The organism is Achromobacter arsenitoxydans SY8 (assembly GCF_000236785.1).
In the GTDB taxonomy this organism is placed as follows: Bacteria; Pseudomonadota; Gammaproteobacteria; order Burkholderiales; family Burkholderiaceae_B; genus Achromobacter; species Achromobacter arsenitoxydans.
The window spans coordinates 12,557-35,916 of sequence record NZ_AGUF01000074.1; the positions used below are offsets into that span (position 1 = coordinate 12,557).

Genomic DNA, 23,360 nt, shown 5'->3' on the forward strand with positions numbered 1-23,360 from the left:
TGGGGATTGGGGACTGCGGGGGGAGTTGCCGATGCCCCGGCTGGACGCAAGGTCTAGCGGGACACCGGGACTTAGGCAGGATCGAGTGATCGCTGTTTAGCTCGTCTCTCAGGGCGAGCGGTCATGAAGCGCGTTACTGCTGGGGTGGCGAGAGGCTCGCCGCTTGCCGCTTCACGGACTCCGCTGAGTGACTTCTTACCTTGTCCTTGTGCTTGATGACCTGACGGTCGACTTTGTCAGCAAGAAGGTCTATGGCTGCATAGAGGTTTTCATCGGTTGCTTCACAATGAATGTCTTTGCCGCTTAGACGCATGGTGATTTCGGCTCTATGCCGCAGGGGCTCTACCGAGAGCATGACCTGGGTATCGATGACGTGATCGAAATGCCGCAGCACTCGCGCCAGTTTGTTCATGACATATTCCCGGATGGCCGGGGTGACGTCGAGGTGACGACCGCAGATGCTCAGGTTCATAGTGTGCTCTCCTTCTAAAAGAGGAAAAAAGGTGCGCAAGATGCGCGATGGATTCGTTAGGCGTTCTCCTTCAATGAGCAGGTTCGTTTAGTACTAGTGTATAGACTCAGGCCGATAAAACAAGCTGACCTACCGCAACTACATGGCATTTTTATGGCTGAGCCCCTAGGGCTTATGCGCCGCTGTCTCGGGGCGCCCTAGGGTCTTCCCCAGGGGCGCTGTTACATGCGGAAGTGTTCGCCCAGATAGACGCGGCGCACCGCCGGGTCTCCCACGATCTCATCCGGGTGGCCGTCCGTCAGCACCTTGCCTTCGCTGATGATGTAAGCGCGGTCGCAGATGCCCAGGGTTTCGCGCACGTTGTGGTCGGTGATCAGCACGCCGATGCCGCGGCCCTTCAGGAAACGTACGATGCGCTGAATTTCGATGACCGCGATGGGGTCGACGCCGGCAAAGGGCTCGTCCAGCAGGATGAAACGCGGGCTGGTGGCAAGCGCCCGCGCGATTTCCACGCGGCGCCGTTCGCCGCCCGACAGCGAAATCGCCGCGTTGCTGCGGATGTGTCCGATCTGGAGCTCTTCCAGCAGGGATTCCATCTGTTCGTTGATCTTGGCGGTCGACAGGCTGCGGCCATCCGGCCCCACCTGCAGTTCCAGGACCGCGCGGATGTTCTGTTCGACCGTAAGGCGGCGGAACACGGACGCGTCCTGCGGCAGGTATGACAGGCCCATGCGCGCGCGCTTGTGGATCGGCATCGCGGTGATGACGGAGCCGTCGATTTCGATGCGGCCGGCGTCGGCGGGCACCAGTCCCACGATCATGTAGAAGCTGGTGGTCTTGCCCGCGCCGTTGGGGCCCAGCAGGCCGACGACTTCGCCGCTTACCACGGACAGGGAGACATCCTGCACGACCGTCCGGCCGTTATAGGTCTTGCGCAATCCGGTTGCGCGCAGGCTGCCCTGCTTGACGCCCGAAGGGGCGGAGGTCACGGGGGTCGGCACTGAAGGTTGGTTCATCGTGGCTGCGAGTGGTGTTGCATGGGGAGCGCTTCAGCGCCCTTTCTTGGCGGCCTGCTGCTTGCGGCATTCGGCTACGGCCGCGTCCGCCTTGGCGCGCGGTTCCGCGACCGAACGCACCCGGCCGCCGGCCGCGGCGGAGTTGGGGCCGCCCTGGGCTTCATAGGTGCCGGTCTTCTCGTTGTAGCGTACCCGTTCGCCCCGAATGGTATCGAACGGTTTCCCACAGACGTAACGGACCACCACGGCCTGGCCGATCAGGTCGAAGGTGCTATTGGTGCCGTCGTACTCGGCGCGCAGGCCCTTGCCTTCGATGAGCTCGAAGGTCTCGGGGCGTTCCTGGCGAATGGTGACCACCTTGCCCTTGTTGGCCGTGGCCGTGCCGTACTGGTTGCCCTTCGCGTCTTCGTTCATCTGCAGCGTGTCCGACGACAGGGTCATCAGGCCGCGCGTGAGATTGACGTTGCCCGTGAAGACGCTTTGCTTCTTCACGTCGTCATAGTGCAGGGTGTCCGACAGGATCAGCGTGCTGGGCTCTTCGGCCGGCGTGGCCGCCTTGGGCGCCGGGTCTGCCGCGTAAGCCGGCGCAAGCGCCGAGGCCGTCAGCAGGACGGCGCCGATCAGGCGGGTCGTCGGGGCAAGGAGAGTCCGGAGGTCGGTCATGGTTTTTTCTGGTCAGTGTTGTTGGCTGGAATTTCGGTGCGGCGCTGCTGTCTGCCTTCCGAACCGGCAATTTCAACGTCGGTCGAAGCCGAAACCTGCAATTGGCGCGTCTTGTTGTTGTAATGCATGCCCTTGCCCGTCATGCGCGAACGTCCCTTGAGGACAACCGCGGGCAGGTCGGTGTAGACGACGTCGTCGTCGGGCAGGATGATCAGCTGCTGGCTGCGCACGTCCAGCATGTCGTTTTCGGCGTCAGGCTGGCGCAGCACATGGGCGTCGCCGTCCATGACAATGCGCTTGCCGCCTTGTTCCATGACGGCCGTCTTGGAAACGGCGACCGTGATGGGGTTGGTCTCGCGCTGGCCCACCGCGCGCGGCGCGGTGATGTGATACGAATCATCGTCCGGAAAGTGTTCAGCGTACTCGCCTTCCAGGCGGTTGATGGGCTTGCCGGTGGGGTCGGTGCGCAGCATTACGAAGTTGCGCGACCAGGCGTCCATTTCATGCGTGACGCGACGCGGCGGGTCCACCTGGATGGCCCGCTGCGCGTAATCGGCGGCCCACCACGAGCTGGTGACCAGCACCAGCAGCAGGAACAGCGCGATCAATGAGGGAAAACGTTCTTTCATCAGGTTCGCCGCGAGGGCGTATTCGTTGACGGGGCGATCATTGGATGGCCCCGGGGCCCAGCAGCCCCGGTGCGGCGAGGAACCCGCCTAGGCGCCCTTGAGAGGCCAGCAGGAGATCGCAGCATTCACGGACGGCGCCGTTGCCGCCCTGGTGGGTGGACACCCAGTGGGCGGCCTGGCTGACGTAGCCGGGCGCGTTGGGCACGCTGGCCGCGAAGCCCGCGCGCTGCATGGCCGGCAGGTCGATGATGTCATCGCCCATGTAGCCGGTCTGATTCAGTTGGACACCGGAGCGCTGAGCAAGTTCGGTCAGGGCGCTGCCTTTGTCGCGAACGCCCTGGATGACTTCGGCAATTCCCAATTCGGCCGCGCGGCGCGCGACGATGGGGCCGGAGCGGCCGGTAATCAGGGCCACCTTCAGGCCGCCTTCCATCAGCAGCCGCAGCCCGTGGCCGTCCAGCGCGTTGAAGCGCTTTTGAAGTTCGCCGCTTTCGCCGTAATACAGGCTGCCGTCGGTGAGCACGCCGTCAACGTCGAAAACCATCAGGCGAACGGCCGCGGCGCGCTCGCGCACGGTGGAGGGAATACGGGCAAGCACCAGCGCTTCAGCCGGGTGAGTCACGGAAGCAGAAAGATTCATAGTCATACCACTTTAGCGGCCATCAGATCATGCATATGCAGGGCGCCCAGCAGGGCGCCGTCATTGTCCATCACCAACATGTGATTGAGCCGCTGTTCGTCCATCTGCCGGGCGGCCTCGACGGCAAGCGCGTCGGGATTGATGCTGCGCGGCGACCGCGTCATGCCGGCTTCCACCGTCAGGCTGCGTATATCGCCGTGCCGCGCGATCAGGCGGCGCAGGTCGCCGTCGGTGAATATGCCCAGCGGGCGGTGCTGGGCGTCTGTCACGACCGTCATGCCCATGCCTTTGGCCGACATGACTTCCAGCGCCTGCGACACGGGGGTGTCCGACAGGACGATCGGCAGCGCGTCGCCCTGGCGCATGACGTCGCGCACATGGGTCAGCAGCCGGCGGCCCAGCGCACCGCCCGGGTGCGAGCGGGCGAAATCCTGCGGGCCGAAACCGCGCGCTTCCAGGCAGGCCACGGCCAGGGCATCGCCCAGGGCCAGGGCTGCGGTGGTGCTGGCGGTGGGCGCCAGGTTCAGCGGGCAGGCCTCCTGGGCCACGCTGGCGTCCAGGTGGATGTCCGCCTGCCGGGCCAGTTCGGACTGGGGATTGCCGGTGATGGCGACCAGGCCGGCGCCCATGCGGCGCACCACGGGCAGGATGGTCAGCAGTTCTTCGCCGGATCCGGAATAGGAAATGGCGATCAACACGTCGTCTCGGGTGATCATGCCCAGGTCGCCGTGCACGGCTTCGGCAGCGTGGACGAAGAACGCGGGCGTGCCGGTGGAGGCCAGCGTGGCGGCGATCTTGCGGGCGATGTGTCCCGTTTTTCCGATGCCGCTCACGACCACGCGGCCGCGGCAGGCGAGCAGCAGGTCCACGACCCGGGTGAAGGCGTCATCCAGCCTGGCGGACAGGTCCTGCAGGCCCTGGCTTTCAATTTGTAGCGTTCTGCGCGCAGATGCCAGCGCGGTGCCGGACGATGTGGTGGGATGGTCGGTCATGGACGGATTTTAATATCAGTATGCTGGTTTGCCCCGGACTGGGGGGTATGGCATGCTGCCGAGTTCAAACTTCCTTTCCAGGCCCGCTCCATGTCCAGCATTTCCAGCCCCGTCTTTGGCACGCCGCTTTCCCCCCTGGCTACCCGCGTCATGTTGCTCGGGTCCGGGGAATTGGGCAAAGAGGTCATCATTGCCCTGCAGCGGTTGGGCGTGGAAGTCATTGCGGTTGACCGCTACGCCGACGCCCCTGGCCATCAGGTCGCGCATCGGGCGCATGTGGTCTCGATGACGGACCCGCAGGCCCTGCGGAAAATCATCGAACAAGAACAGCCGCACGTTATTGTCCCCGAAATCGAGGCCATTGCCACCAGTTTGCTGGTCGAACTCGAAGCCACGGGCGTGGCGCGGGTCACGCCCACCGCCCGCGCGGCCCAGTTGACCATGAACCGCGAGGGCATCCGCCGACTGGCCGCCGAAACCCTGGGGCTGCCCACGTCGCCCTACAGCTTTGTCGACACCGAGGAAGAGCTGCGCCAGGCCATCGACGGCGGCATCGGCTATCCCTGCGTCATCAAGCCGGTCATGTCTTCGTCGGGCAAGGGCCAGTCCGTGATCAAGAACGCCGACGATCTCGTCTCCGCCTGGCGTTACGCCCAGGAAGGCGGCCGGGTAGGGGGCGGCCGCGCCATCGTCGAAGGCTTTATCCGCTTCGACTACGAAATCACCCTGTTGACCGTGCGCGCCCGGGGCGCCGACGGCCAGGTCGAGACACGCTACTGCGAACCCATCGGCCACAAGCAGGTCGACGGCGACTACGTCGAAAGCTGGCAGCCCCATCCGATGTCGCCCGCCGCGCTCCAGCGCGCCCGGGACATCGCGCTGGCCGTCACGTCCGAACTGGGCGGGCTGGGCATCTTCGGTGTCGAACTCTTCGTGGCCGGCGACCAGGTCTGGTTCTCGGAAGTCAGCCCGCGCCCGCACGACACCGGCATGGTCACCATGATCACCCAGGCGCAGAACGAATTCGAACTGCACGCCCGCGCCCTGCTGGGGCTGCCCGTGGACACCAGCCTGCGCCAGCCCGGCGCAAGCAGCGTCATTTACGGCGGGGTCGACGCCGACGCGGTGTCGTTCCACAACGTGGCCGAAGCCCTGGCCGAGCCTGGCACCGACATTCGCCTCTTCGGCAAGCCCGAATCCTTCGTGAAGCGCCGCATGGGCGTGGGCCTGGCCGTGGCCGAGGACGTGGCCGCTGCCCGCGCCAAGGCCAAGCGCGTGTCCGCGGCCGTCACCGTCAAGGCGGGCTGATACCCCGCTGCACCGGGTTGCCGCGGGCCTGACTCCCGCCACTATTGCCGCATTTCCCCCGATAAACGCCACCCTTCCGGTGGCGTTTTTGCCATGGGCGGCGTCCGCGCGCCCTTGTTTTTCAGCGGGATAGTCCATCGCGGAGCACGGGCCAGATTCGGGGTCTATCCCCGATTAGTGTTGTATGGCTGTCACGTTCGACGGCTATTTTGGGCTGTTTGTCGCTTGAATGGCCAATGCTTGCGCCCTTGCCCCTACAAGTTGTGTGGTTTGCGCTTTCTCAGCGTTTGTTCGATAATTTCAGAAATTTCTGAAAGCAGAGTAACGATCTGTGTCGATCAAAGCTCCGCCGTCTTTCCTGTTGGCTGACTCATCATGGCGCTTTCCCCCCAAAACGAACGTTTCGTCCTGCACTTTGGCGAAATGGGCAGCCGTTGGGGCGTGAACCGCACCGTCGGCCAGATCTACGCACTGCTGTTCCTGGCGCCCAAGCCGCTCAACGCCGACGACATCGCCGAGGCGCTGGGCTTTTCGCGCTCTAACGTCAGCCTGGGGCTGAAAGAGCTGCAATCCTGGCGGCTGGTCAAGCTGGTCCACCAGGTGGGCGACCGCCGCGACTACTTCGAGACTCCCAAGGACGTCTGGGAGATCTTCCGCATCCTGATGGAAGAAAAGCGCAAGCGTGAAGTCGACCCCACGCTCACCCTCCTGCGCGACACCCTGCTGGAGCCGCCGTCGGGTCCCGACGAGGCTTACGCGCAACAACGAATGACCGAAATGCTGGAGCTCATCGAACTGTCCACCGGGTGGTTCGATGAGGTTCAACGACTGCCGCCCGAAACCCTGCAGAACCTGATGAAACTGGGTTCCAAGGTTCAGAAGGTGCTGGGTTTTGCCGGCAAATTGCGGGGCAAGGGCTGACACGCTCGACCTCGATTTTTCAGGAAACCTCTATGAAGTTGTATGCAACGCCCCTAACATGGCGCGAGAGACGGCCTGGGAACCATGCCGGTTGCCGCGGCGCGTCAACGCTTTGGGAGCAGCCCAATGATTGATCTCGACGTCGTGAATCTGTCGCGATTCCAGTTCGCCGCGACCGCGCTCTATCACTTCCTGTTCGTCCCTCTCACGCTCGGCCTGTCGTTCATGCTGGCCATCATGGAAAGCGTGTACGTCATGACCGGCCGCGCCATCTGGAAGCGGATGACGATGTTCTGGGGCACCCTGTTCGGCATCAACTTCGCGCTTGGCGTCGCCACTGGCGTCGTGATGGAGTTCCAGTTCGGTATGAACTGGTCGTATTACAGCCACTACGTTGGCGACATCTTCGGCGCGCCGCTGGCGCTTGAAGGGTTGATGGCCTTCTTCCTGGAAGCCACCTTCGTCGGCCTGTTCTTCTTCGGCTGGAACCGCATGTCCAAGGTCAGCCATCTGGTGGTGACCTGGCTGGTGGCGTTCGGCACCAACTTCTCGGCGCTGTGGATCCTGATCGCCAACGGCTGGATGCAGAACCCCGTGGGCGCGCTCTTCAATCCCGACACGATGCGGATGGAGATGACCGACTTTGCGGCGGTGCTCTTCAATCCCGTCGCCCAGGCCAAATTCGTGCATACGGTCAGCGCCGGCTACGTGGCGGGCGCCATGTTCGTCATGTCGATCAGCGCCTGGTATCTGCTCAAGGGGCGTCACATCGACCTGGCCAAGCGTTCCATGGCGGTGGCGGCGAGCTTCGGCCTGGCCGGGGCGCTGTCGGTGGTGGTGCTGGGCGACGAAAGCGGCTATCTCACCACTGAACACCAGAAAATGAAGATCGCGGCCATGGAATCCATGTGGGAGACCGAACCCGCGCCCGCGTCCTTCAACCTGATCGCCATCCCGAACCAGGCGGAACGCCGGAACGACTTCGCAATCGAGATTCCCTACGTCATGGGCATCATCGGGACGCGCTCGCTCACCACGCCGCTGCTGGGCATCAATGACCTGGTCCTGCGCGCCGAGAACCGCATCCGCGACGGCCTCGTGGCCTACGAGGCCCTGCAGAAGATCCGCGCCAATCCCAAGGACGTGGATGCGCGCATGGTCTTCGACAAGACCTGGCCCGACCTGGGCTACGCCCTGCTCGTCAAGCGCCACCAGCCCGACATCAGCAAGGTCACCGAGGCCGACATCAAGCAGGCGGCGCTGGACACCATCCCGACCGTGGCGCCGCTGTTCTGGGCGTTCCGCATCATGGTGGCGGTGGGCATGTACCTGATCGTGTTCTTCGGCGTGGCCTTCTGGCTGGCCTCGCGCGGCCGCCTGGACAGCCGGCCCGGCCTGCTGAAGGTGGCCGTATGGAGCCTGCCTCTGCCATGGATCGCCATTGAAAGCGGCTGGTTCGTGGCCGAATACGGCCGCCAGCCCTGGGTGATCGAAGGCGTGCTGCCCACGTACTACGCGGCCTCGGGCCTGACGATGACGGATCTGGTCGTCAGCCTGGCGATCTTCCTGGTGCTGTACACGATCCTGCTGATCATCGGCGTGAAGGTCATGTTGCACGCCATCAAGGCCGGACCGAAATCCGATGGGCCGGCGCCGGGCGCTGCCGCCGCCGATCCTGTCCGCGCCGCCGTGCGCGCTTAAGGGAGAGACGCAGATGGATAACCTCATTCCTTTCGACTACGGCACCCTGCGCGTGGTGTGGTGGGTGCTGCTGGGCGCCTTGCTCATCGGCTTTGCCGTCATGGACGGCTTTGACCTGGGCGTCGCCACGCTCTTGCCGGTCGTGGCCAAGACCGACGCCGAACGGCGCATCGTGATCAACGTGGTGGGGCCGGTCTGGGAAGGCAACCAGGTCTGGCTCATTACTGCGGGCGGCGCGATTTTCGCCGCGTGGCCGCTGCTGTATGCCGCCTCGTTCTCCGGGTTCTACCTGGCGATGATGCTGGTCCTGATCGCGCTGATCCTGCGGCCGGTTGGCTTCAAGTACCGCAGCAAGATGGAAGGCACGCGCTGGCGCAACCGCTGGGACGCCGTTCTGTGTTTTTCGGGCGTGGTGGCGTCGCTGGTGTTCGGCGTCGCCATGGGCAACATCATTCTGGGCGTGCCCTTCACGTTCGACGCGGTTTCGCTGCGGCCGATCTATGAGGGCCACTTTTTCCAGCTGTTCATGCCGTTTGCGCTGCTGGCGGGCGTGCTGAGCGTGGTGATGCTGGCCATGCACGGCGCGGTTCTGCTGGCCTGGCGCACGGAAGATCCCATTTCGTCGCGGGCGCGCAACTGGGGGCGGCTGACCGCCTTGCTTACGGCGGCGCTGTTCGTTGCGGGTGGCTTCTGGGTGGCGGGCAGCGTGCCCGGCCACACCATCACCAGCGCGGTGGACATGGCGGGTCCGTCCGACCCGATGCTCAAGACCGTATCGGTGCAGGGCGGCGCATGGATGGCCAACTACGCGAAGTGGCCGCTGATGTGGATCGCGCCCGCGCTGGGCGTGGCGGGCGCCGTGCTGGTGGCCTTGCTGCTGAGCGTGCGCGCGAACGTGCTGGCGTTCCTGTCGTCCTCGGTGTCGATCGCAGGCGTGATCCTGACGGTGGGCTTTTCGCTCTTCCCGTTCATCATGCCCTCGTCGACGAATCCGAAGGCGGGCCTGACGATCTGGGACGGATCCTCCAGCCACCTGACGCTGTGGATCATGGTGATTGCCGTCGCCATCTTCCTGCCTATCGTGACCGTCTACACCGGCTGGGTCTACCGCGTCATGCGCGGCAAGGTCACCCATGATTCGGTGGGCGACACGCCCAACTCGTACTGATTAAAGGAGCCTCCACCATGTGGTATTTCTCGTGGATACTCGGCCTGAGCCTGGCGTGCGCTTTCGCCATCCTCAATGCAATGTGGTTCGAGCTGCGCGAGGGTCATTCGCATGACCCGCGCGCCAGCCGCGACGACGAGTGAGCGGCGGCGCAAGCAGCCTGGAGCACGATCCCTCGGCAACCCTGCAGAAACCACCGCGCGAACAGTCGCGGTGGTTGATGACGCTTGCCAGGACGGCGCGGTTTCCGCTGATCCTGGCGGGGGCGGCGCCGCTGCTCAGCGGCGCGCTGCTCGTTGTGCAGGCGTGGCTGCTGGCCAGCGTGCTGGATGCCGCGATCGCCAGGCAGACGCCGCGGCATGAATTGCTGGGCGGCATTCTGGGCATTGCCGGGCTGATGCTGCTGCGCGCGTGTATCAGCTGGGCGGGCGAGCGCGCGGGCGCGGACGCGTCCGAGCGCATCAAGCGTCATGTGCGCCTGTCGCTGTTCCAGCGCCTGGTGCGGCATGGCCCGCACTGGAGCCGGGGCAAGGCTTCGGGCGAACTGGCCAGCGCGGTGGTGGATCAGGTGGAGGCGCTGGACGGCTTCTTCGCCAAGTATCTGCCCGCGATGGCCGCCGCGGCGATGCTGCCGGTCGCGTTCTCGGTCCTGCTGCTTCCCGTGGACGTGATCGCCGGCCTGGTGTTGCTGATCACGGCGCCGTTGATTCCGCTGTTCATGGCGCTGGTGGGGTGGGGCGCACAGGGCGCCAGCCGCCGGCACCTGCGCGCGTTTGCGCGCCTGTCCGGGTTCTTCGCGGACCGGCTGCGCGGGCTGTCCACCCTGAAACTCTACGGCCGGGCCCAGGCCGAGGCGGAATCCGTCGTGGCCGCCAGCGACGCGCTGCGCAAGCGCACGATGTCGGTGCTGCGCATCGCGTTCCTGTCTTCGGCCGTGCTGGAGTTCTTCGCCGCGCTGGGCGTGGCGGGCGTGGCGGTCTATATCGGACTGACCTATCTGGGGTTCCTGGACGTGCGCTGGACGCCGCTGACCCTGCAGGCCGGGCTGTTCTGCCTGCTGATGGCGCCCGAAGTCTACGCGCCGCTGCGCCAGTTCGCGGCCCACTATCACGATCGCGCCACGGCGCTTGCTGCCGTCACGCAGATCGCGGTCCTGTTCGACGGCTTGCCGCAGGACACCGCCGAGGGCGCGGCGCCGAAGGGGAGCATTCCCGCGCGGGCCGGCAAGGGCGCGCATCTTGTCTTGAGCGGGCTGCGCGTGGACGCGCCCGGCCGAGCGCAGGCCGTGCTGTCGGATGCCAGTCTGACGCTTGTGCCGGGCGAGCATGTGGCGTTGATGGGGCCCAGCGGCATCGGAAAGTCCACGCTGATCGAAGCGATCGCGCGCTTGCGCCCGGCTGGTGGCGACATTCGCATCGACGGCCTGCCCCTGGATGAATGGAACGAGTCCGCGCTGCGTCAGCGCGTGGCCCTGATCGGGCAGCGTCCCCAGCTGCTGGAGGGGTCGATCGCCGACAACATCCGGCTCGGCCGCCCTGACGCCACGGACGAGCAACTGCTGGAGGCGGCCCGGCGCGCCTGCGTCCTGGAGTTTGCGGACGCCTTGCCGCAGGGGCTGGGCACGCGGCTGGGAAGCCGGGGCCATGGGCTGTCCGGCGGACAGGCACAGCGCGTGGCGCTGGCTCGGCTGTTCCTGCGCGATCCCGGCCTGATTCTGCTGGACGAGCCCACTGCGCACCTGGACGACGCCACGCAGGCCCGGGTGCTGGACGAAATCCTGGAATTCTCCGCGGGCCGCACCTTGTTGCTCGCGACGCATGCGCCCTCGGTTGCCGCCCGGTTCAAACGGGTGGTGCGCGTGTCGGGCGGCAAAGTGGAAGAGGCATGAAGAATCTGTTGTTGCTCCTGCCGCTGTACGCGCGCCGTAAAAGCGGGCTTTTGCTCGCATTGTTCTGTGCGCTGGCGACGGTGGCTGCGGGCGTCGGCCTGTTGGGCGTTTCCGGTTGGTTCCTGACAGGCGCGGCGCTGGCGGGCGCGGGCGGCATGTTCAACCTGTTTGCGCCATCCGCCCTGGTGCGCGGGCTTTCCTTTCTGCGCATCGTGTCGCGCTACGCCGACCGGGTGGTCGGACATTCCGCCACGTTGCGCCTGCTGGCCGATCTGCGGGGGGTGGTGTTTGCTGCGCTGATCCGGCTGACGCCGCGCCAGCTTGCGCGCTATCGCAGCGGCGATCTGGTCGCGCGCATGACAGGCGACGTAGATGCGCTGGATACGGTGTTCCTGTTTGTGCTGGCGCCGCTGGCGACCGCGATCCTGGCGGGCGCGGTGCTGACCGCCGTGCTGGGCTTGTGGGTGCCGGCCGCCGCCCTGGTGTTCGCGCTGGCGTTGCTGGCGGCCTGCGTGGCGGTGCCGCTCTGGCTGCTGCGCGCAGCCCGCAAGCCGGGCGCGGCTGCCCAGGAAAGCGCCGCGGAATTGCGCGCCGCCACGCTCGACGCGGTGGACGGCCATGCCGACATGGTCGCGATGCACGCGCAGGCGGAAACGCTGGCGCATTTCGAGCGCCTCTGCGAGGCGAGTGCGCTTGCGCGCCGCAGTCAGGCGCGGGTGGCGGTAAGAGGGCAGTGGTTCCTGCAGATCGCCGCGGGCATCGCCGTGCTGGCCCTGCTTTGGTTCGGTTTGGCTACGCACGAGGCCGGGCGTATCGAGGGGCCCGTGCTGGCGGGGCTGTTGCTGGCCGTCATCGGCATTTTCGAGGTGGCAGGCCCCATCATGCGCGGCGCGTCCCGCATGGGGTCCGCGATATCGGCCGCGGGCCGCATCCGCGAAGTGACGCAATGCGGCCCCGACATGCAGGATCCGGCGGCGCCGCTTGCATTGCCCGACAATGGCGCGCTGGAACTGGAGCGCGTGCGCTTTGCCTATCCTGCGCGCACGTCGGGAGAAAGCCCGCTGGTGCTGGACGACATCAGCCTGCGCGTCGAACCCGGCGAGCGGGTGGCCATCCTGGGCGCCAGCGGCGCGGGCAAGTCCACCCTGCTGCATCTGCTCCTGCGCCTGGAGGACCCGCAGGGCGGGCGCGTGCTGTTCGGCGGGCGCGATGCGCGCGATTGCGCGCAGGCGGATTGGCACCGGCGGATCGCCTTGCTGTCGCAGGATGCGCCGTTGTTCCTGGGAACCTTGCGCACCAATCTGCTGATCGGAGATCCCGAAGCCGGCGACGCCGACTTGTGGCGGGTCCTGGAGGCGGCAAAGCTGGGCGACTTCGTGCGCGGTCTGCCCGACGGCCTGGACACATGGGCGGGAGAAACCGGCTCGCAATTGTCGGCCGGACAGGCCCGCCGGCTGTGCCTGGCGCGCGCGCTGCTGGCGCCGGCGGCCATCATTGTGCTGGACGAACCGACCGCGGGGCTGGACGCCGCGGCCGAGGCCGCGTTCTTCGCGGACCTGGAAAACGCTGTGCGCGGGCGTACGGTTGTGCTGGCCACGCATGCGGTCTTGCCGGACGCTGCGGTGCATCGCCGCGTCGAGCTGCGCGGCGGCCGGCTCTATGACTTGTCATCGCAGCCGGCAATCCTGGCTTAAGCGCGGTTGCGCGGTTATAGTTCGCCTTGCTTCAATTCTTCAGGGCCGCCCACCATGCAGACCGACAACGCCGAGTTCATCCGGCGCACCATCCGCAGTGTTCCGGACTGGCCCCAACCCGGCGTCGTGTTCCGCGACATTACGCCGGTGCTGCAGGATCCGCGTGCGTTCCGGGTTCTGATTGATCTCTTCGTCTACCGATACATGCGCCAGCGCCTCGACCTGGTTGCGGGCGTAGACGCGCGCGGATTCATCGTGGGCAGCGTGCTGGCCTATGAGCTCAACCTGGGTTTCGTCCCGGTGCGCAAGAAGGGCAAGTTGCCGTACCGCACCGTCGCGGAAGAGTACTCGCTTGAGTACGGCAATGCGGCGGTCGAGATGCACACGGATTCCGTGCGCACTGGCCAGCGCGTACTGCTGGTGGACGACCTGATCGCCACGGGCGGCACCATGCTGGCGGCGATCAAGCTGCTGCAGCGACTGGGCGCCAATGTGGTCGAGGCCGCCGCCATCATTGATCTGCCGGACCTGGGCGGGTCCGCCAAGGTGGCCGCCACCGGCACGCCGCTATACACCGTCTGTCAGTACGAGGCGGGCTCGACGACGTAACGATCGCCGCCCATCCGCGTCAGGCGGGGCTCCGGGTTGCCGTCTTAAGCGTCCGACAGGCGCGGCTGGATGAAGTCCAGGAACGCCTTCGTCTTGGCGGGCAGCATGCGCGACGGCAGCAGCGCAAACAGCGGCAGCGGCGTCAGGCTCCATTCGGGCAGCACGCGGACCAGGCCGGCCTGCTTGATGGCTCGCTCCATCGCATCGAACACCAGCAGCGGCGTGATTCCCAGCCCATGTCCGGCCAGGCGTCCCAGCATGCCGACGTTGTTCGCGGACAAGCGCCCCGACACCTGCACGCGTTCCACCTTGTCGCCCGAATGAAGCATCCAGAAGGATGATTCCTCGCGCATTGTGGGGCGCAGACATTCGTGGTGGGATAGATCCGCCGGTATCCGGGGCTCGCCGTGGCGCGCCAGGTAATCGGGCGACGCATACAACTGGTGCGCCATCAGCACGATTTTGCGTGAAATCAGGCTGGAGTCGGGCTGCTGCCCGAAGCGCAGGATGAGGTCGAACGGATTGCTGATGGGATCAATCGGGCGCATGCTCAGATCGAAGTCGCATTCGATCTCGGGATGCTGTTCGCGGAATTCCCGGATGACTGCCGGCAGGAATAATTGCGCCAGGCTGGTCGGCAGCGAGATGCGCAATCGCCCCTTGGGCTGCACGGCCATGTCCAGCAACTGGTCATGGGCGATGCGCGCCTCTTCCACGATGTGTCGGCAGCGTTCGAAGTAGATGGCGCCGGCTTCGGTGAGATCAATCTTGCGGGTGCTGCGGTTGAGCAAACGCATGCCCACGCTGCGTTCCAGCTCGCTGACTCGGCGCGACAGCGTGGACGTCGGGATGTTCAGGGCCTCGGCGGCGTGGCTGAAATTCTTGCGCTTGGCGACTTCGACAAAAAGCGCGATGTCGTTAAGCTGGATATCCATGGGGGCCTCGAGACTCAAAATTCCATTTCTGGCAGATTTGTATGATAAATGGAATTATTGTCCCGCCAGCAGAAATGTCTATTTCTCCACGCGGCACAACCATCCAGTGCGTGGAGAATTCATTTTCCGTTACCGAGCTTGCTGGAGGCTGAATGCCTGCAAGGCTTGCCGGCGCTTGATCCGCCAGGGGGATGGTCAGCGCTTGAGCACATTTGGCGGGATACGACTTGCAATTGTCCCACCGGTGCAAATATGTTCCCCAAAATAAGGGTTTTTACTAGGCTTTAATAGCCAGATACTTCGTCCCAGCAATCAAATTGTCATATCGCAGCTGCCAGCCTGGCAGAAGACGGTGTGCAAGTTTAGGATGGAGTCATCTCAATGAAAGCACTAGCTACCGCACTAATGGTCACCGCAACTCTGGTTGGCATGTCCGCCGCTCACGCCGATGGCAAGACGCGTGAACAGGTTCAGCAGGAACTGCAGGCCGCCAAGGCTGCCGGCCAGGTCACGTTCGGCGAACTGGACTATCCGCCCGCCGCCGCGCAGAACACCAGCCTGTCGCGTGAACAGGTTCAGCAGGAACTGCAAAGCGCCAAGGCCGCCGGCCAAGTGACGTCCGCTGAACTGGATTACCCGCCCAAGACCGTGTCGCAGTCTGCGGGCAAGACCCGCGAGCAAGTCCGCCAGGAACTGGCCGACGCCAAGGCCCGCGGCGAGTACACCTTCGGCGAACTGGACTACCCGCCCAAGGGCCGCTAAGCCCAGGCCGGATGTCCGGCAACCCGGAGGTCACGGAAAACCCCTCATGACGCCGAGGGGTTTTTTTTGGCCCTTCCTCCTTCATTGCTGAAATGTGTGGCGTTTATGCAGCAGAAACTGTCCGGCCGGATCGACAACTCTTGCCGATCCGAGAGGGGCAGGAGGATGATGATTTCGGGGCGCCGCCTCTTTGTGAGCAATGATTCATATTTGTTTTCAATGCGTTAGCGCAAACCATCCCGATCGCTGGGATTTAAGCAAGACGTCATTATCCCAACCATGGAAAGTAGTTCTTCGAAATCCTGGTTACTACGACTGGTTGCAAGTTGGACACTAGATTTAGTGCATGGGCCGCTGCGTTACCGGCAGCGGCTTGCAGGCCCCGCAATGTCACGCGGCGTGTCTGCGTTGTGCCTTCCATCTCGCCATTTTGGGGACTTATATGAAGAAGACGCTATTGGCCGTCGCGTTGCTGACCGGCTTTGCCGGCGCCGCGCAAGCCGCCGACTCCGTGACGCTCTACGGCTTGATCGACGCCGGTGTCGGTTACGAAAAAGTGAAGTTCGACGGCGCCTCGCAAAGCCGCTTTGGCGGCGTGCAGGGCGTGAGCAGCGGCTCGCGCTTTGGCCTGCGCGGCACTGAAGATCTGGGCGATGGCCTGCGCGCCGTGTTCACCCTGGAAGGCGGTTTCGGCCCCATGAACGGCAAGTCGCTGCAAAGCAACCGCCTGTTCGGCCGTCAAGCCACCGTGGGCCTGGACAGCGATTCCTGGGGCCGCCTGGAATTCGGCCGCCAGACCAACCTGGCGTCGAAGTACTTTGGCTCGATCGACCCGTTCTCGATCAGCTACAACACCGCCAACATGGGTACCACGTTCGGCAGCGCCAACACGATGCGCCTGGACAACATGGTCCTGTATCAAACCCCCAGCCTGGGCGGCTTCAAGGTTGGCGTGGGCTACTCGTTCAGCGCTGACGACACCGTCAGCGACAGCTCGCAGACCGGCTTCGCCACGGGCAACAACAACCGTGTGCTGACCGCTGGCGTGCAATACGTCAATGGCCCGCTGAACCTCGCCGCTGCCTACGACCGCTTCAATCCGTCCAACAACCAGGTTGGCGGCAAGAACGCGGCGCGCATCCAGGAATACATCGTCGGCGGTTCGTACGACTTTGAAGTCGTGAAGCTGGCGGCCGCTTTCGGCCAGACGCGCGACGGCTGGTTCATCGGCCAGAACATGGGCACCACGCCTGACGGCATGAACACCTTCGGCTCGTTCAAGCTGGCTGACGGCTTCCGTGCCAACTCGTACATGATCGGCGCGACCGTGCCCCTGGGCCGCCATGCCGTGTTCGGTTCGTGGCAGCGCGCTACCGCCAGCAACGACAAGCTGACGGGCGACGACGCCACGTTCAACGTGTACAGCCTGGGCTACACCTACGACTTCACCAAGCGCACCAACCTGTACGCGTACGCCTCCTACGGCGACAACTACGCGTTCCAGCGCGACGCCACCGATACGGCCGTCGCCATCGGCGTGCGTCACCGTTTCTAAGCAATAGGACGTCCGGCTGGACCTTGCTGAATGCGCGGCCCATTCTCCGTGGGCCGCCGAGTGACAGCGAACCCCCCCCTAATTGGGTTCAGCCGGGCGTGACTTGAGCGCAGAAGGGAAGGGCCTCCGCAAGGAGGCCCTCTCGCATTCTGGCCTACAGGAACAGCTTGTAGGCCGGGTTGTCGGTTTCGTTCCAGTGCGGATAGCCCAGCTCCGCCACGAAGTTCCGGAACTGCTTTTTGTCCGCCGGCGGCACCTGAATGCCGATCAGGATGCGCCCGTAGTCCGCGCCCTGGTTGCGGTAGTGGAACAGGCTGATGTTCCAGTCGGGATTCATGGCGTTCAGGAAACGCATCAGCGCGCCCGGGCGCTCCGGGAATTCAAAGCGGTACAGCAGTTCATTGCGCGCCAGCGCCGACCGGCCGCCCACCATGTGGCGCAAGTGGGTCTTGGCCATTTCATCGTGGGTCAGGTCCAGCGTGTCGAAGCCGTGGCGCCGGAAATTCGCGGCGATCTTGTCCGGCTCGGATGCCGACGAAACCTGGATGCCGACAAAGACGTGGGCGCGGTCCGCGTCCGAGATGCGGTAGTTGAATTCAGTGACGCTGCGCTCGCCGACCAGTTCGCAAAAGCGGCGGAAGCTGCCGCGCTGCTCGGGCATCGTGACCGCGAAGACGGCCTCGCGCATTTCGCCGACCTCGGCGCGTTCGGACACGAAGCGCAGGCGGTCGAAGTTCATGTTGGCGCCGCAGGCGATCGCCACGAGGGTCTTGCCTTTCAGGTGGTGTTCGGCCGCGTACTGCTTGGCGCCGGCCACCGCCATGGCGCCCGCCGGTTCCAGCACGCTGCGCGTGTCCTGGAAGACGTCCTTGATGGCGGCGCAGATCGCATCGGTGTTGACCACCACGTAATCGTCGACGTACTTGCGCGCCAGCTTGAAGGTTTCCGCGCCCACCATCTTGACCGCGGTGCCGTCCGAGAACAGGCCTACGTCGTTCAGTTGCACGCGCCGGCCCGCGCGCACGCTGCGCAGCATCGCGTCGGAGTCCTCGGTCTGCACGCCGATGATCTTGATCTCGGGGCGCAGCTGCTTGATGTACGCGGCCACGCCCGCGATCAGGCCGCCGCCGCCGATGGCCACGAAGATGGCGTCGATGGGGCCGGGGTGCTGGCGCAGGATTTCCATGCCCACCGTGCCCTGGCCGGCAATCACGTCGGGATCGTCGAAGGGGTGGACGAAGGTCAGCTTTTCTTTCTTTTCCAGGATCTGCGCGTGGGCGTAGGCGTCGGAGAAACTCTCTCCGGCCAGCACGACCTCGCCGCCCAGCCGGCGGACCGCGTCGATCTTCACCTGGGGGCTGGTGGTTGGCATGACGATGACGGCGCGGCAGCCCAGGCGGCTGGCCGCAAGGGCGACGCCCTGGGCGTGGTTGCCGGCCGACGCCGCGATGACGCCGCGGTTGCGCGCCGCGGGGCTGAGATTTGCCATCTTGTTGTACGCGCCGCGCAGCTTGAAGCTGAACACCGCCTGCGTATCTTCCCGCTTGAGCATGATCGTGTTCGACATCCGCTGGGACAGCAGGGGCGCTGTTTCAAGCGGAGATTCGACCGCGACGTCATAAACCTTGGAAGTCAGGATGCGTTTCAGATAATCAGTGGACATGGGCCGCGCGCGTAGCAAGAGTGGGGACGTGGGCAGGATTATTGCAGGGAATGCCTGGTCGCCTTGCAGGATACTCGCGGCTACACTGCCGCAACCATGGAAGAAAGTCTCTTATCCGCAGTTCATTGGCTGCTGGGGGTGCTGGCGCTGCCCTCGGTGGGCCTGTCTGCCATTTTCACGGTGTCGCTCGTGTCCGCCACCTTGCTGCCGCTGGGCTCCGAGCCGGCGGTGTTTGGCTACATCAAGCTTGCGCCCGAGATGTTCTGGCCCGCCATCCTGGTGGCGACGGCCGGCAACACGGTCGGCGGCGCCATCAGCTACGCCATGGGCCTGGGCGCGGAAAAGGCGGTCGAGCGCTGGAAGGAAAAGCACCCCCACCCGCACCCCGATGCGACCGAAGGCGGCCGCATGCGTGGCCGCTGGCACGAGCGCGCGCACGATTGGCTGCACCGTATGGGGCCGCCGGCGCTGCTGCTGTCGTGGCTGCCCGCGGTGGGCGACCCCCTGTGCGCCGTGGCCGGCTGGTTGCGCCTGTCTTTCTGGCCCTGCGTGTTCTATATGGCGATCGGCAAATTCATGCGCTATCTGTTCATGACCGCCGGCCTGCTGTGGTTCTTCCCGGGCAAAATCTAGCGCTGACAGCCGACTTAATAGGGGACGTATCATGCCGTCTTTGTCGCGCTTTCGGCTGGCTTCAGAGGGGTATTAGGGGTCAAGTCGGGACTCTGGCATAAAATACCGTTTTAAGGGCCCCCTCTTGCCGCCATGAACGCCCCACTCGCCAGCCCCATCTTGAACGGGGCGATGCCGCCCGCAGCACCCGCGCGCTTGCGCGAAATCCCCTACAACTACACCTCGTTCTCCGACCGCGAAATCGTTGGCCGGCTGCTTGGCGAAGACGCCTGGAGCCTGCTGACCGACCTGCGCGGCGAACGCCGCACGGGCCGTTCCGCCCGGATGCTCTACGAGGTGCTGGGCGACATCTGGGTGGTTCGCCGCAATCCCTATCTGCAGGACGATCTGCTCGACAACCCAAAGCGCCGCAAGCAGCTCATCGAAGCCCTGCATCACCGCCTGGGCGAGATCGACAAGCGTCGCGAGCCCGGCGCGCCCGCAGAAGCGGGGCACGATCCGCACCGCGACGAGAAGGTCGTCGGTCTGCTTGCCCGGGCCCGTTCGGCCATTGCCGCCTTCGAGGGCGAATTCGACCAGACCGCGATGATGCGCAAACAGGCGCAGAAGGTGCTGGGCCGCATCACGGCGCGCGACAACATCAAGTTCGATGGCCTGTCGCGCGTCTCGCACGTGACCGACGCGACCGACTGGCGCGTGGAATATCCCTTCGTGGTGCTGACGCCCGATTCCGAGGACGAAATCGCCGCGCTGGTGACCGCCTGTATTGAACTGGGGCTGACCATCGTCCCGCGCGGCGGCGGCACGGGCTACACCGGCGGCGCCATTCCGCTGACCTGGAAGTCGGCGGTCATCAACACCGAAAAATTCGACAAGCTGGGCAAGGTCGAGTCCTGTATTCTGCCCGGGCTCACCGAACCGGTCGCGGTCATCCATGCCGGCGCCGGCGTCGTGACCAAGCGGGTGTCCGAAGCGGCCGAGGCGGCCGGCTTCGTGTTCGCGGTGGATCCGACGTCCGCCGAAGCCTCGTGCGTGGGCGGCAACATCGCCATGAACGCCGGCGGCAAGAAGGCCGTGCTGTGGGGCACCGCGCTGGACAACCTGGCCTGGTGGCGCATGGTCGATCCCGACGGCAACTGGCTGGAAGTGACGCGCCTGGACCACAACATGGGCAAGATCCATGACGTGGAAGTGGCGCGCTTCGAGCTCAAGTGGTTCGACGGCAAAGGCAAGCCCGGCGAACGCCTGCTAAAGACCGAGACGCTGGAAATCCACGGCCGCGTCTTCCGCAAGGAGGGCCTGGGCAAGGACGTTACCGACAAATTCCTGGCCGGCCTGCCCGGCATCCAGAAGGAAGGCTGCGACGGCCTGATCACGTCGGCGCGCTGGGTGCTGCACCGCATGCCGCGCCACACGCGCACGGTCTGTATGGAGTTCTTCGGCCAGGCGCGCGACGCGATCCCGTCGATCGTCGAGGTCAAGGGCTACCTGGACGGCGAGGGCAAGGCCCGCGGCGCCATCCTGGCCGGCCTGGAGCACCTGGACGAACGCTATCTGCGCGCGGTGGGCTACGCCACCAAGAGCAAACGCGGCGTGCTGCCCAAGATGGTCCTGATTGGCGACATCGTCGGCGATGACGACGACGCGGTGGCCGCGGCCGCCAGCGAGGTCGTGCGCCTTGCCAACACCCGCCACGGCGAAGGCTTCGTGGCCGTCAGTCCCGAGGCCCGCAAGAAATTCTGGCTGGACCGCTCGCGCACCGCCGCGATCGCCCGCCACACCAACGCCTTCAAGATCAACGAAGACGTCGTGATCCCGCTGCCCCGCATGGGCGAATACACGGATCACATCGAGCGCATCAACATCGAACTGTCGACCAGCAACAAGCTCAAGCTGCTGGGCGAGCTGGACGCCTACCTGTGCACGCCGCTGCCCGTGGGCAAGGCCGACGACACGGACATCGAGACCACGCGCGCCGAAGTGCTGGCCGAACGCACCCGCCAGGCGCTGGAGCTGATCGCCGCCACGCGCCAGCGCTGGCAATGGCTGCTGGACAATCTGGACCTGCCGCTGGGCGAGGCGCTGCCGCAACTGGAGGGCCTGGGCCTGGGCGAGCTGCACAAGACGCTCACCGACCGCCTTGCCGCGCAGCCGGGCGCGCGCGTTTTCGATGTGGTTCAGGATCGCACCATCCGCGTCTCCTGGAAGACCGAAGTGCTGGCGGGCCTGCAGCGCGCGTTCTCGGGCGCCGCCTACAAGAAGATCGTCGACGAACTCGTCGCCATCCACGGCCGCGTGCTCAAGAGCCGCGTGTTCGTGGCGCTGCACATGCACGCGGGCGATGGCAACGTGCACACCAACATTCCGGTCAACTCGGATGACTACGAGATGCTGGGCGAGGCCCATGCGGCGGTCGAGCGCATCATGCAGATCGCCCGCGATCTGGACGGCGTGATTTCGGGCGAGCACGGCATCGGACTGACCAAGTACGAATTCCTGACTGAAGCGGAGTTGGCGCCGTTCCAGGACTACAAGCGCCGCGTGGACCCCAATGGCCACTTCAATGCCGGCAAGCTTATGCCGGGCGCCGACCTGCGCCACGCCTGGACGCCCAGCTTCAACCTGATGGGCCACGAGTCGCTGATCATGCAGCAAAGCGACATCGGCGCCATTTCTGAATCCATCAAGGACTGCCTGCGCTGCGGCAAGTGCAAGCCGGTGTGCGCCACTCACGTGCCGCGCGCGAACCTGCTGTATTCGCCTCGCAACAAGATCCTGGCGACCTCGTTGCTGGTGGAAGCCTTCCTGTACGAAGAGCAAACCCGGCGCGGCGTCAGCCTGAAGCACTGGGAAGAATTCGAGGACGTGGCCGACCACTGCACGGTGTGCCACAAGTGCTACAACCCCTGTCCGGTCGACATTGATTTCGGCGACGTGTCGATGAACATGCGGGCGGTGCTGCGCCGCATGGGCCGCAAGTCGTTCAATCCGGGCACGGCCAGCGCCATGTTCTTCCTGAACGCCAAGGACCCGGCCACGATCAACGCCACCCGCAAGGCGATGGTGGGCGTGGGCTACAAGGTGCAGCGCGCTGCGCATGACCTGTTCTCGGGCCTGGTGAAGAAGCAGACCGCCACGCCGCCGGCCACCGTCGGCAAGCCGCCGCTGCGCGAGCAGGTCGTGCACTTCGTGAACAAGAAGATGCCCGGCGGGCTGCCCAAGCAGGCCGCGCGCAAGCTGCTGGACATCGAAGACGCCAACTACGTGCCTATCATCCGCGATCCCAAGGCCACCACGGCCGACACGGAAGCGGTGTTCTACTTCCCGGGCTGCGGTTCGGAGCGCCTGTTCTCGCAGGTGGGCCTGGCCACGCAGGCCATGCTCTGGCATGCGGGGGTACAGACCGTGCTGCCGCCGGGCTACCTGTGCTGTGGCTATCCCCAGCGCGGCAACGGCATGACCGACAAAGCCGAGCAGATCATCACCGACAACCGGGTGCTGTTCCACCGCGTGGCCAACACGCTGAACTACCTGGACATCAAGACGGTGGTGGTCAGCTGCGGCACCTGCTACGACCAGCTAGCCGGCTATGAATTCGAGAAGATCTTCCCGGGCTGCCGCCTGATCGACATTCACGAATACCTGCTGGAAAAGGGCATCAAGCTAGAAGGCGCGAAGGGCGTGCGCTACATGTACCACGACCCCTGCCATACGCCGATGAAGCTGCAGGAGCCGATGAAGACGGTGCGCGCGCTGGTGGGCGATGGCGCGGTCAAGAGCGACCGCTGCTGCGGCGAATCGGGCACGCTGGCGGTCAGCCGCCCGGACATCTCCACGCAGGTGCGCTTCCGCAAGCAGGAAGAACTGCTCAAGGGCGATGCCGCGATCCGCAGCGACGGCTTCACGGGCGACGTCAAGGTCCTGACCTCGTGCCCGTCGTGCCTGCAGGGCCTGTCGCGCTATGAAGGCGATACCGGCATGGAAGCCGACTACATCGTGGTCGAGATGGCGCGCCACATCCTGGGCGAAGGCTGGATGGAAGACTACGTTCGCCGCGCCAACGCCGGCGGGATCGAACGGGTCTTGGTGTAGCAGTCACGCAGCGCAAAAA

20 protein-coding genes are annotated in these 23,360 nt (G+C 65.1%); 12 read left to right on the forward strand and 8 right to left on the reverse strand.

What is annotated here, in order from left to right; genetic code table 11:
* Window positions 1-133: 133 nt before the first annotated feature.
* The 6 genes from hpf to KYC_RS22700 all read right to left on the reverse strand — a co-directional run bounded on the left by hpf (window position 134) and on the right by KYC_RS22700 (window position 4,412).
* On the reverse strand, window positions 134-472 hold the full coding sequence (gene hpf, locus KYC_RS22675) for a ribosome hibernation-promoting factor, HPF/YfiA family (protein WP_006216296.1): 339 nt from the start codon (window positions 470-472) through the stop codon (window positions 134-136).
* 221 nt (window positions 473-693) lie between these two features.
* Window positions 694-1,488: an LPS export ABC transporter ATP-binding protein gene (lptB, locus tag KYC_RS22680; protein WP_043519103.1), complete on the reverse strand. Its 795-nt coding sequence runs from the start codon at window positions 1,486-1,488 to the stop codon at window positions 694-696.
* A gap of 33 nt (window positions 1,489-1,521) precedes the next feature.
* A complete protein-coding gene (lptA, locus tag KYC_RS22685; protein ID WP_008166853.1) occupies window positions 1,522-2,151 on the reverse strand; it encodes a lipopolysaccharide transport periplasmic protein LptA in 630 nt (209 codons plus the stop codon).
* A complete protein-coding gene (gene lptC / locus KYC_RS22690) occupies window positions 2,148-2,780 on the reverse strand; it encodes an LPS export ABC transporter periplasmic protein LptC (protein WP_043519104.1) in 633 nt (210 codons plus the stop codon). The genes lptA and lptC overlap by 4 nt, the downstream gene beginning before the upstream one ends.
* A 37-nt stretch (window positions 2,781-2,817) precedes the next feature.
* The gene (locus tag KYC_RS22695) at window positions 2,818-3,426 is read right to left on the reverse strand and encodes a KdsC family phosphatase (RefSeq protein WP_081478097.1); all 609 of its coding nucleotides are present in this window, start codon (window positions 3,424-3,426) and stop codon (window positions 2,818-2,820) included.
* The gene (locus tag KYC_RS22700; RefSeq protein ID WP_008166856.1) at window positions 3,423-4,412 is read right to left on the reverse strand and encodes a KpsF/GutQ family sugar-phosphate isomerase; all 990 of its coding nucleotides are present in this window, start codon (window positions 4,410-4,412) and stop codon (window positions 3,423-3,425) included. The genes KYC_RS22695 and KYC_RS22700 overlap by 4 nt, the downstream gene beginning before the upstream one ends.
* Before the next feature lie 90 nt (window positions 4,413-4,502).
* Between KYC_RS22700 and purT the strand changes: the two genes are divergently transcribed.
* The 8 genes from purT (at window position 4,503) to KYC_RS22740 (ending at window position 13,701) form a co-directional block, all read left to right on the forward strand.
* On the forward strand, window positions 4,503-5,720 hold the full coding sequence (purT, locus tag KYC_RS22705; RefSeq protein WP_008166858.1) for a formate-dependent phosphoribosylglycinamide formyltransferase: 1,218 nt from the start codon (window positions 4,503-4,505) through the stop codon (window positions 5,718-5,720).
* A 375-nt stretch (window positions 5,721-6,095) separates the two neighbouring features.
* Window positions 6,096-6,641, forward strand: coding sequence for a GbsR/MarR family transcriptional regulator (locus KYC_RS22710; RefSeq protein WP_008166861.1), 546 nt, complete (start codon window positions 6,096-6,098; stop codon window positions 6,639-6,641).
* Window positions 6,642-6,767: 126 nt separating this feature from the next.
* Entirely contained in the window at window positions 6,768-8,342 is a 1,575-nt protein-coding gene (locus tag KYC_RS22715; protein WP_008166864.1) for a cytochrome ubiquinol oxidase subunit I, read from the forward strand.
* Window positions 8,343-8,355: 13 nt separating this feature from the next.
* Entirely contained in the window at window positions 8,356-9,510 is a 1,155-nt protein-coding gene (cydB, locus tag KYC_RS22720; RefSeq protein WP_008166865.1) for a cytochrome d ubiquinol oxidase subunit II, read from the forward strand.
* A gap of 17 nt (window positions 9,511-9,527) precedes the next feature.
* Window positions 9,528-9,653, forward strand: a complete 126-nt coding sequence (gene cydX / locus KYC_RS22725) for a cytochrome bd-I oxidase subunit CydX (protein ID WP_008166868.1) — start codon at window positions 9,528-9,530, stop codon at window positions 9,651-9,653.
* A gap of 77 nt (window positions 9,654-9,730) precedes the next feature.
* Window positions 9,731-11,398 (forward strand): thiol reductant ABC exporter subunit CydD, encoded by a 1,668-nt coding sequence (gene cydD / locus KYC_RS22730; RefSeq protein WP_008166870.1) that lies wholly within the window; start codon window positions 9,731-9,733, stop codon window positions 11,396-11,398.
* Window positions 11,395-13,092 (forward strand): thiol reductant ABC exporter subunit CydC, encoded by a 1,698-nt coding sequence (gene cydC / locus KYC_RS22735; protein ID WP_008166872.1) that lies wholly within the window; start codon window positions 11,395-11,397, stop codon window positions 13,090-13,092. The genes cydD and cydC overlap by 4 nt, the downstream gene beginning before the upstream one ends.
* Window positions 13,093-13,146: 54 nt before the next feature.
* Window positions 13,147-13,701 (forward strand): adenine phosphoribosyltransferase, encoded by a 555-nt coding sequence (locus tag KYC_RS22740; protein ID WP_008166874.1) that lies wholly within the window; start codon window positions 13,147-13,149, stop codon window positions 13,699-13,701.
* Between the two features lie 44 nt (window positions 13,702-13,745).
* Here KYC_RS22740 and KYC_RS22745 read toward each other — a convergent pair whose 3' ends face one another.
* Complete coding sequence (locus KYC_RS22745) at window positions 13,746-14,636, reverse strand: LysR family transcriptional regulator (protein ID WP_008166876.1); 891 nt, start codon at window positions 14,634-14,636, stop codon at window positions 13,746-13,748.
* A gap of 381 nt (window positions 14,637-15,017) precedes the next feature.
* Between KYC_RS22745 and KYC_RS22750 the strand changes: the two genes are divergently transcribed.
* Window positions 15,018-15,398 (forward strand): DUF4148 domain-containing protein, encoded by a 381-nt coding sequence (locus tag KYC_RS22750; RefSeq protein ID WP_043519106.1) that lies wholly within the window; start codon window positions 15,018-15,020, stop codon window positions 15,396-15,398.
* A 442-nt stretch (window positions 15,399-15,840) separates the two neighbouring features.
* Entirely contained in the window at window positions 15,841-16,953 is a 1,113-nt protein-coding gene (locus tag KYC_RS22755) for a porin (protein ID WP_008166880.1), read from the forward strand.
* Between the two features lie 154 nt (window positions 16,954-17,107).
* On the opposite strand, the gene ilvA is transcribed toward KYC_RS22755, so the two are convergent.
* Window positions 17,108-18,616, reverse strand: a complete 1,509-nt coding sequence (gene ilvA / locus KYC_RS22760) for a threonine ammonia-lyase, biosynthetic (RefSeq protein WP_008166882.1) — start codon at window positions 18,614-18,616, stop codon at window positions 17,108-17,110.
* A 96-nt stretch (window positions 18,617-18,712) separates the two neighbouring features.
* Between ilvA and KYC_RS22765 the strand changes: the two genes are divergently transcribed.
* Together KYC_RS22765 and KYC_RS22770 are read left to right on the forward strand one after the other, a co-directional pair.
* Window positions 18,713-19,249: a YqaA family protein gene (locus tag KYC_RS22765; protein WP_008166885.1), complete on the forward strand. Its 537-nt coding sequence runs from the start codon at window positions 18,713-18,715 to the stop codon at window positions 19,247-19,249.
* A 132-nt stretch (window positions 19,250-19,381) separates the two neighbouring features.
* Entirely contained in the window at window positions 19,382-23,341 is a 3,960-nt protein-coding gene (locus KYC_RS22770; RefSeq protein ID WP_008166887.1) for a DUF3683 domain-containing protein, read from the forward strand.
* The last annotated feature ends 19 nt before the right edge of the window (window positions 23,342-23,360 follow it).

Excerpts from the sequence above, each read along its gene's own strand:
- hpf (WP_006216296.1), bottom strand. The coding sequence starts at position 472 with ATGAACCTGAGCATCTGCGGTCGTCACCTCGACGTCACCCCGGCCATC.
- lptB (WP_043519103.1), bottom strand. The coding sequence starts at position 1,488 with ATGAACCAACCTTCAGTGCCGACCCCCGTGACCTCCGCCCCTTCGGGC.
- lptA (WP_008166853.1), bottom strand. The coding sequence starts at position 2,151 with ATGACCGACCTCCGGACTCTCCTTGCCCCGACGACCCGCCTGATCGGC.
- lptC (WP_043519104.1), bottom strand. The coding sequence starts at position 2,780 with ATGAAAGAACGTTTTCCCTCATTGATCGCGCTGTTCCTGCTGCTGGTG.
- KYC_RS22695 (WP_081478097.1), bottom strand. The coding sequence starts at position 3,426 with ATGACTATGAATCTTTCTGCTTCCGTGACTCACCCGGCTGAAGCGCTG.
- KYC_RS22700 (WP_008166856.1), bottom strand. The coding sequence starts at position 4,412 with ATGACCGACCATCCCACCACATCGTCCGGCACCGCGCTGGCATCTGCG.
- purT (WP_008166858.1), top strand. The coding sequence starts at position 4,503 with ATGTCCAGCATTTCCAGCCCCGTCTTTGGCACGCCGCTTTCCCCCCTG.
- KYC_RS22710 (WP_008166861.1), top strand. The coding sequence starts at position 6,096 with ATGGCGCTTTCCCCCCAAAACGAACGTTTCGTCCTGCACTTTGGCGAA.
- KYC_RS22715 (WP_008166864.1), top strand. The coding sequence starts at position 6,768 with ATGATTGATCTCGACGTCGTGAATCTGTCGCGATTCCAGTTCGCCGCG.
- cydB (WP_008166865.1), top strand. The coding sequence starts at position 8,356 with ATGGATAACCTCATTCCTTTCGACTACGGCACCCTGCGCGTGGTGTGG.
- cydX (WP_008166868.1), top strand. The coding sequence starts at position 9,528 with ATGTGGTATTTCTCGTGGATACTCGGCCTGAGCCTGGCGTGCGCTTTC.
- cydD (WP_008166870.1), top strand. The coding sequence starts at position 9,731 with ATGACGCTTGCCAGGACGGCGCGGTTTCCGCTGATCCTGGCGGGGGCG.
- cydC (WP_008166872.1), top strand. The coding sequence starts at position 11,395 with ATGAAGAATCTGTTGTTGCTCCTGCCGCTGTACGCGCGCCGTAAAAGC.
- KYC_RS22740 (WP_008166874.1), top strand. The coding sequence starts at position 13,147 with ATGCAGACCGACAACGCCGAGTTCATCCGGCGCACCATCCGCAGTGTT.
- KYC_RS22745 (WP_008166876.1), bottom strand. The coding sequence starts at position 14,636 with ATGGATATCCAGCTTAACGACATCGCGCTTTTTGTCGAAGTCGCCAAG.
- KYC_RS22750 (WP_043519106.1), top strand. The coding sequence starts at position 15,018 with ATGAAAGCACTAGCTACCGCACTAATGGTCACCGCAACTCTGGTTGGC.
- KYC_RS22755 (WP_008166880.1), top strand. The coding sequence starts at position 15,841 with ATGAAGAAGACGCTATTGGCCGTCGCGTTGCTGACCGGCTTTGCCGGC.
- ilvA (WP_008166882.1), bottom strand. The coding sequence starts at position 18,616 with ATGTCCACTGATTATCTGAAACGCATCCTGACTTCCAAGGTTTATGAC.
- KYC_RS22765 (WP_008166885.1), top strand. The coding sequence starts at position 18,713 with ATGGAAGAAAGTCTCTTATCCGCAGTTCATTGGCTGCTGGGGGTGCTG.
- KYC_RS22770 (WP_008166887.1), top strand. The coding sequence starts at position 19,382 with ATGAACGCCCCACTCGCCAGCCCCATCTTGAACGGGGCGATGCCGCCC.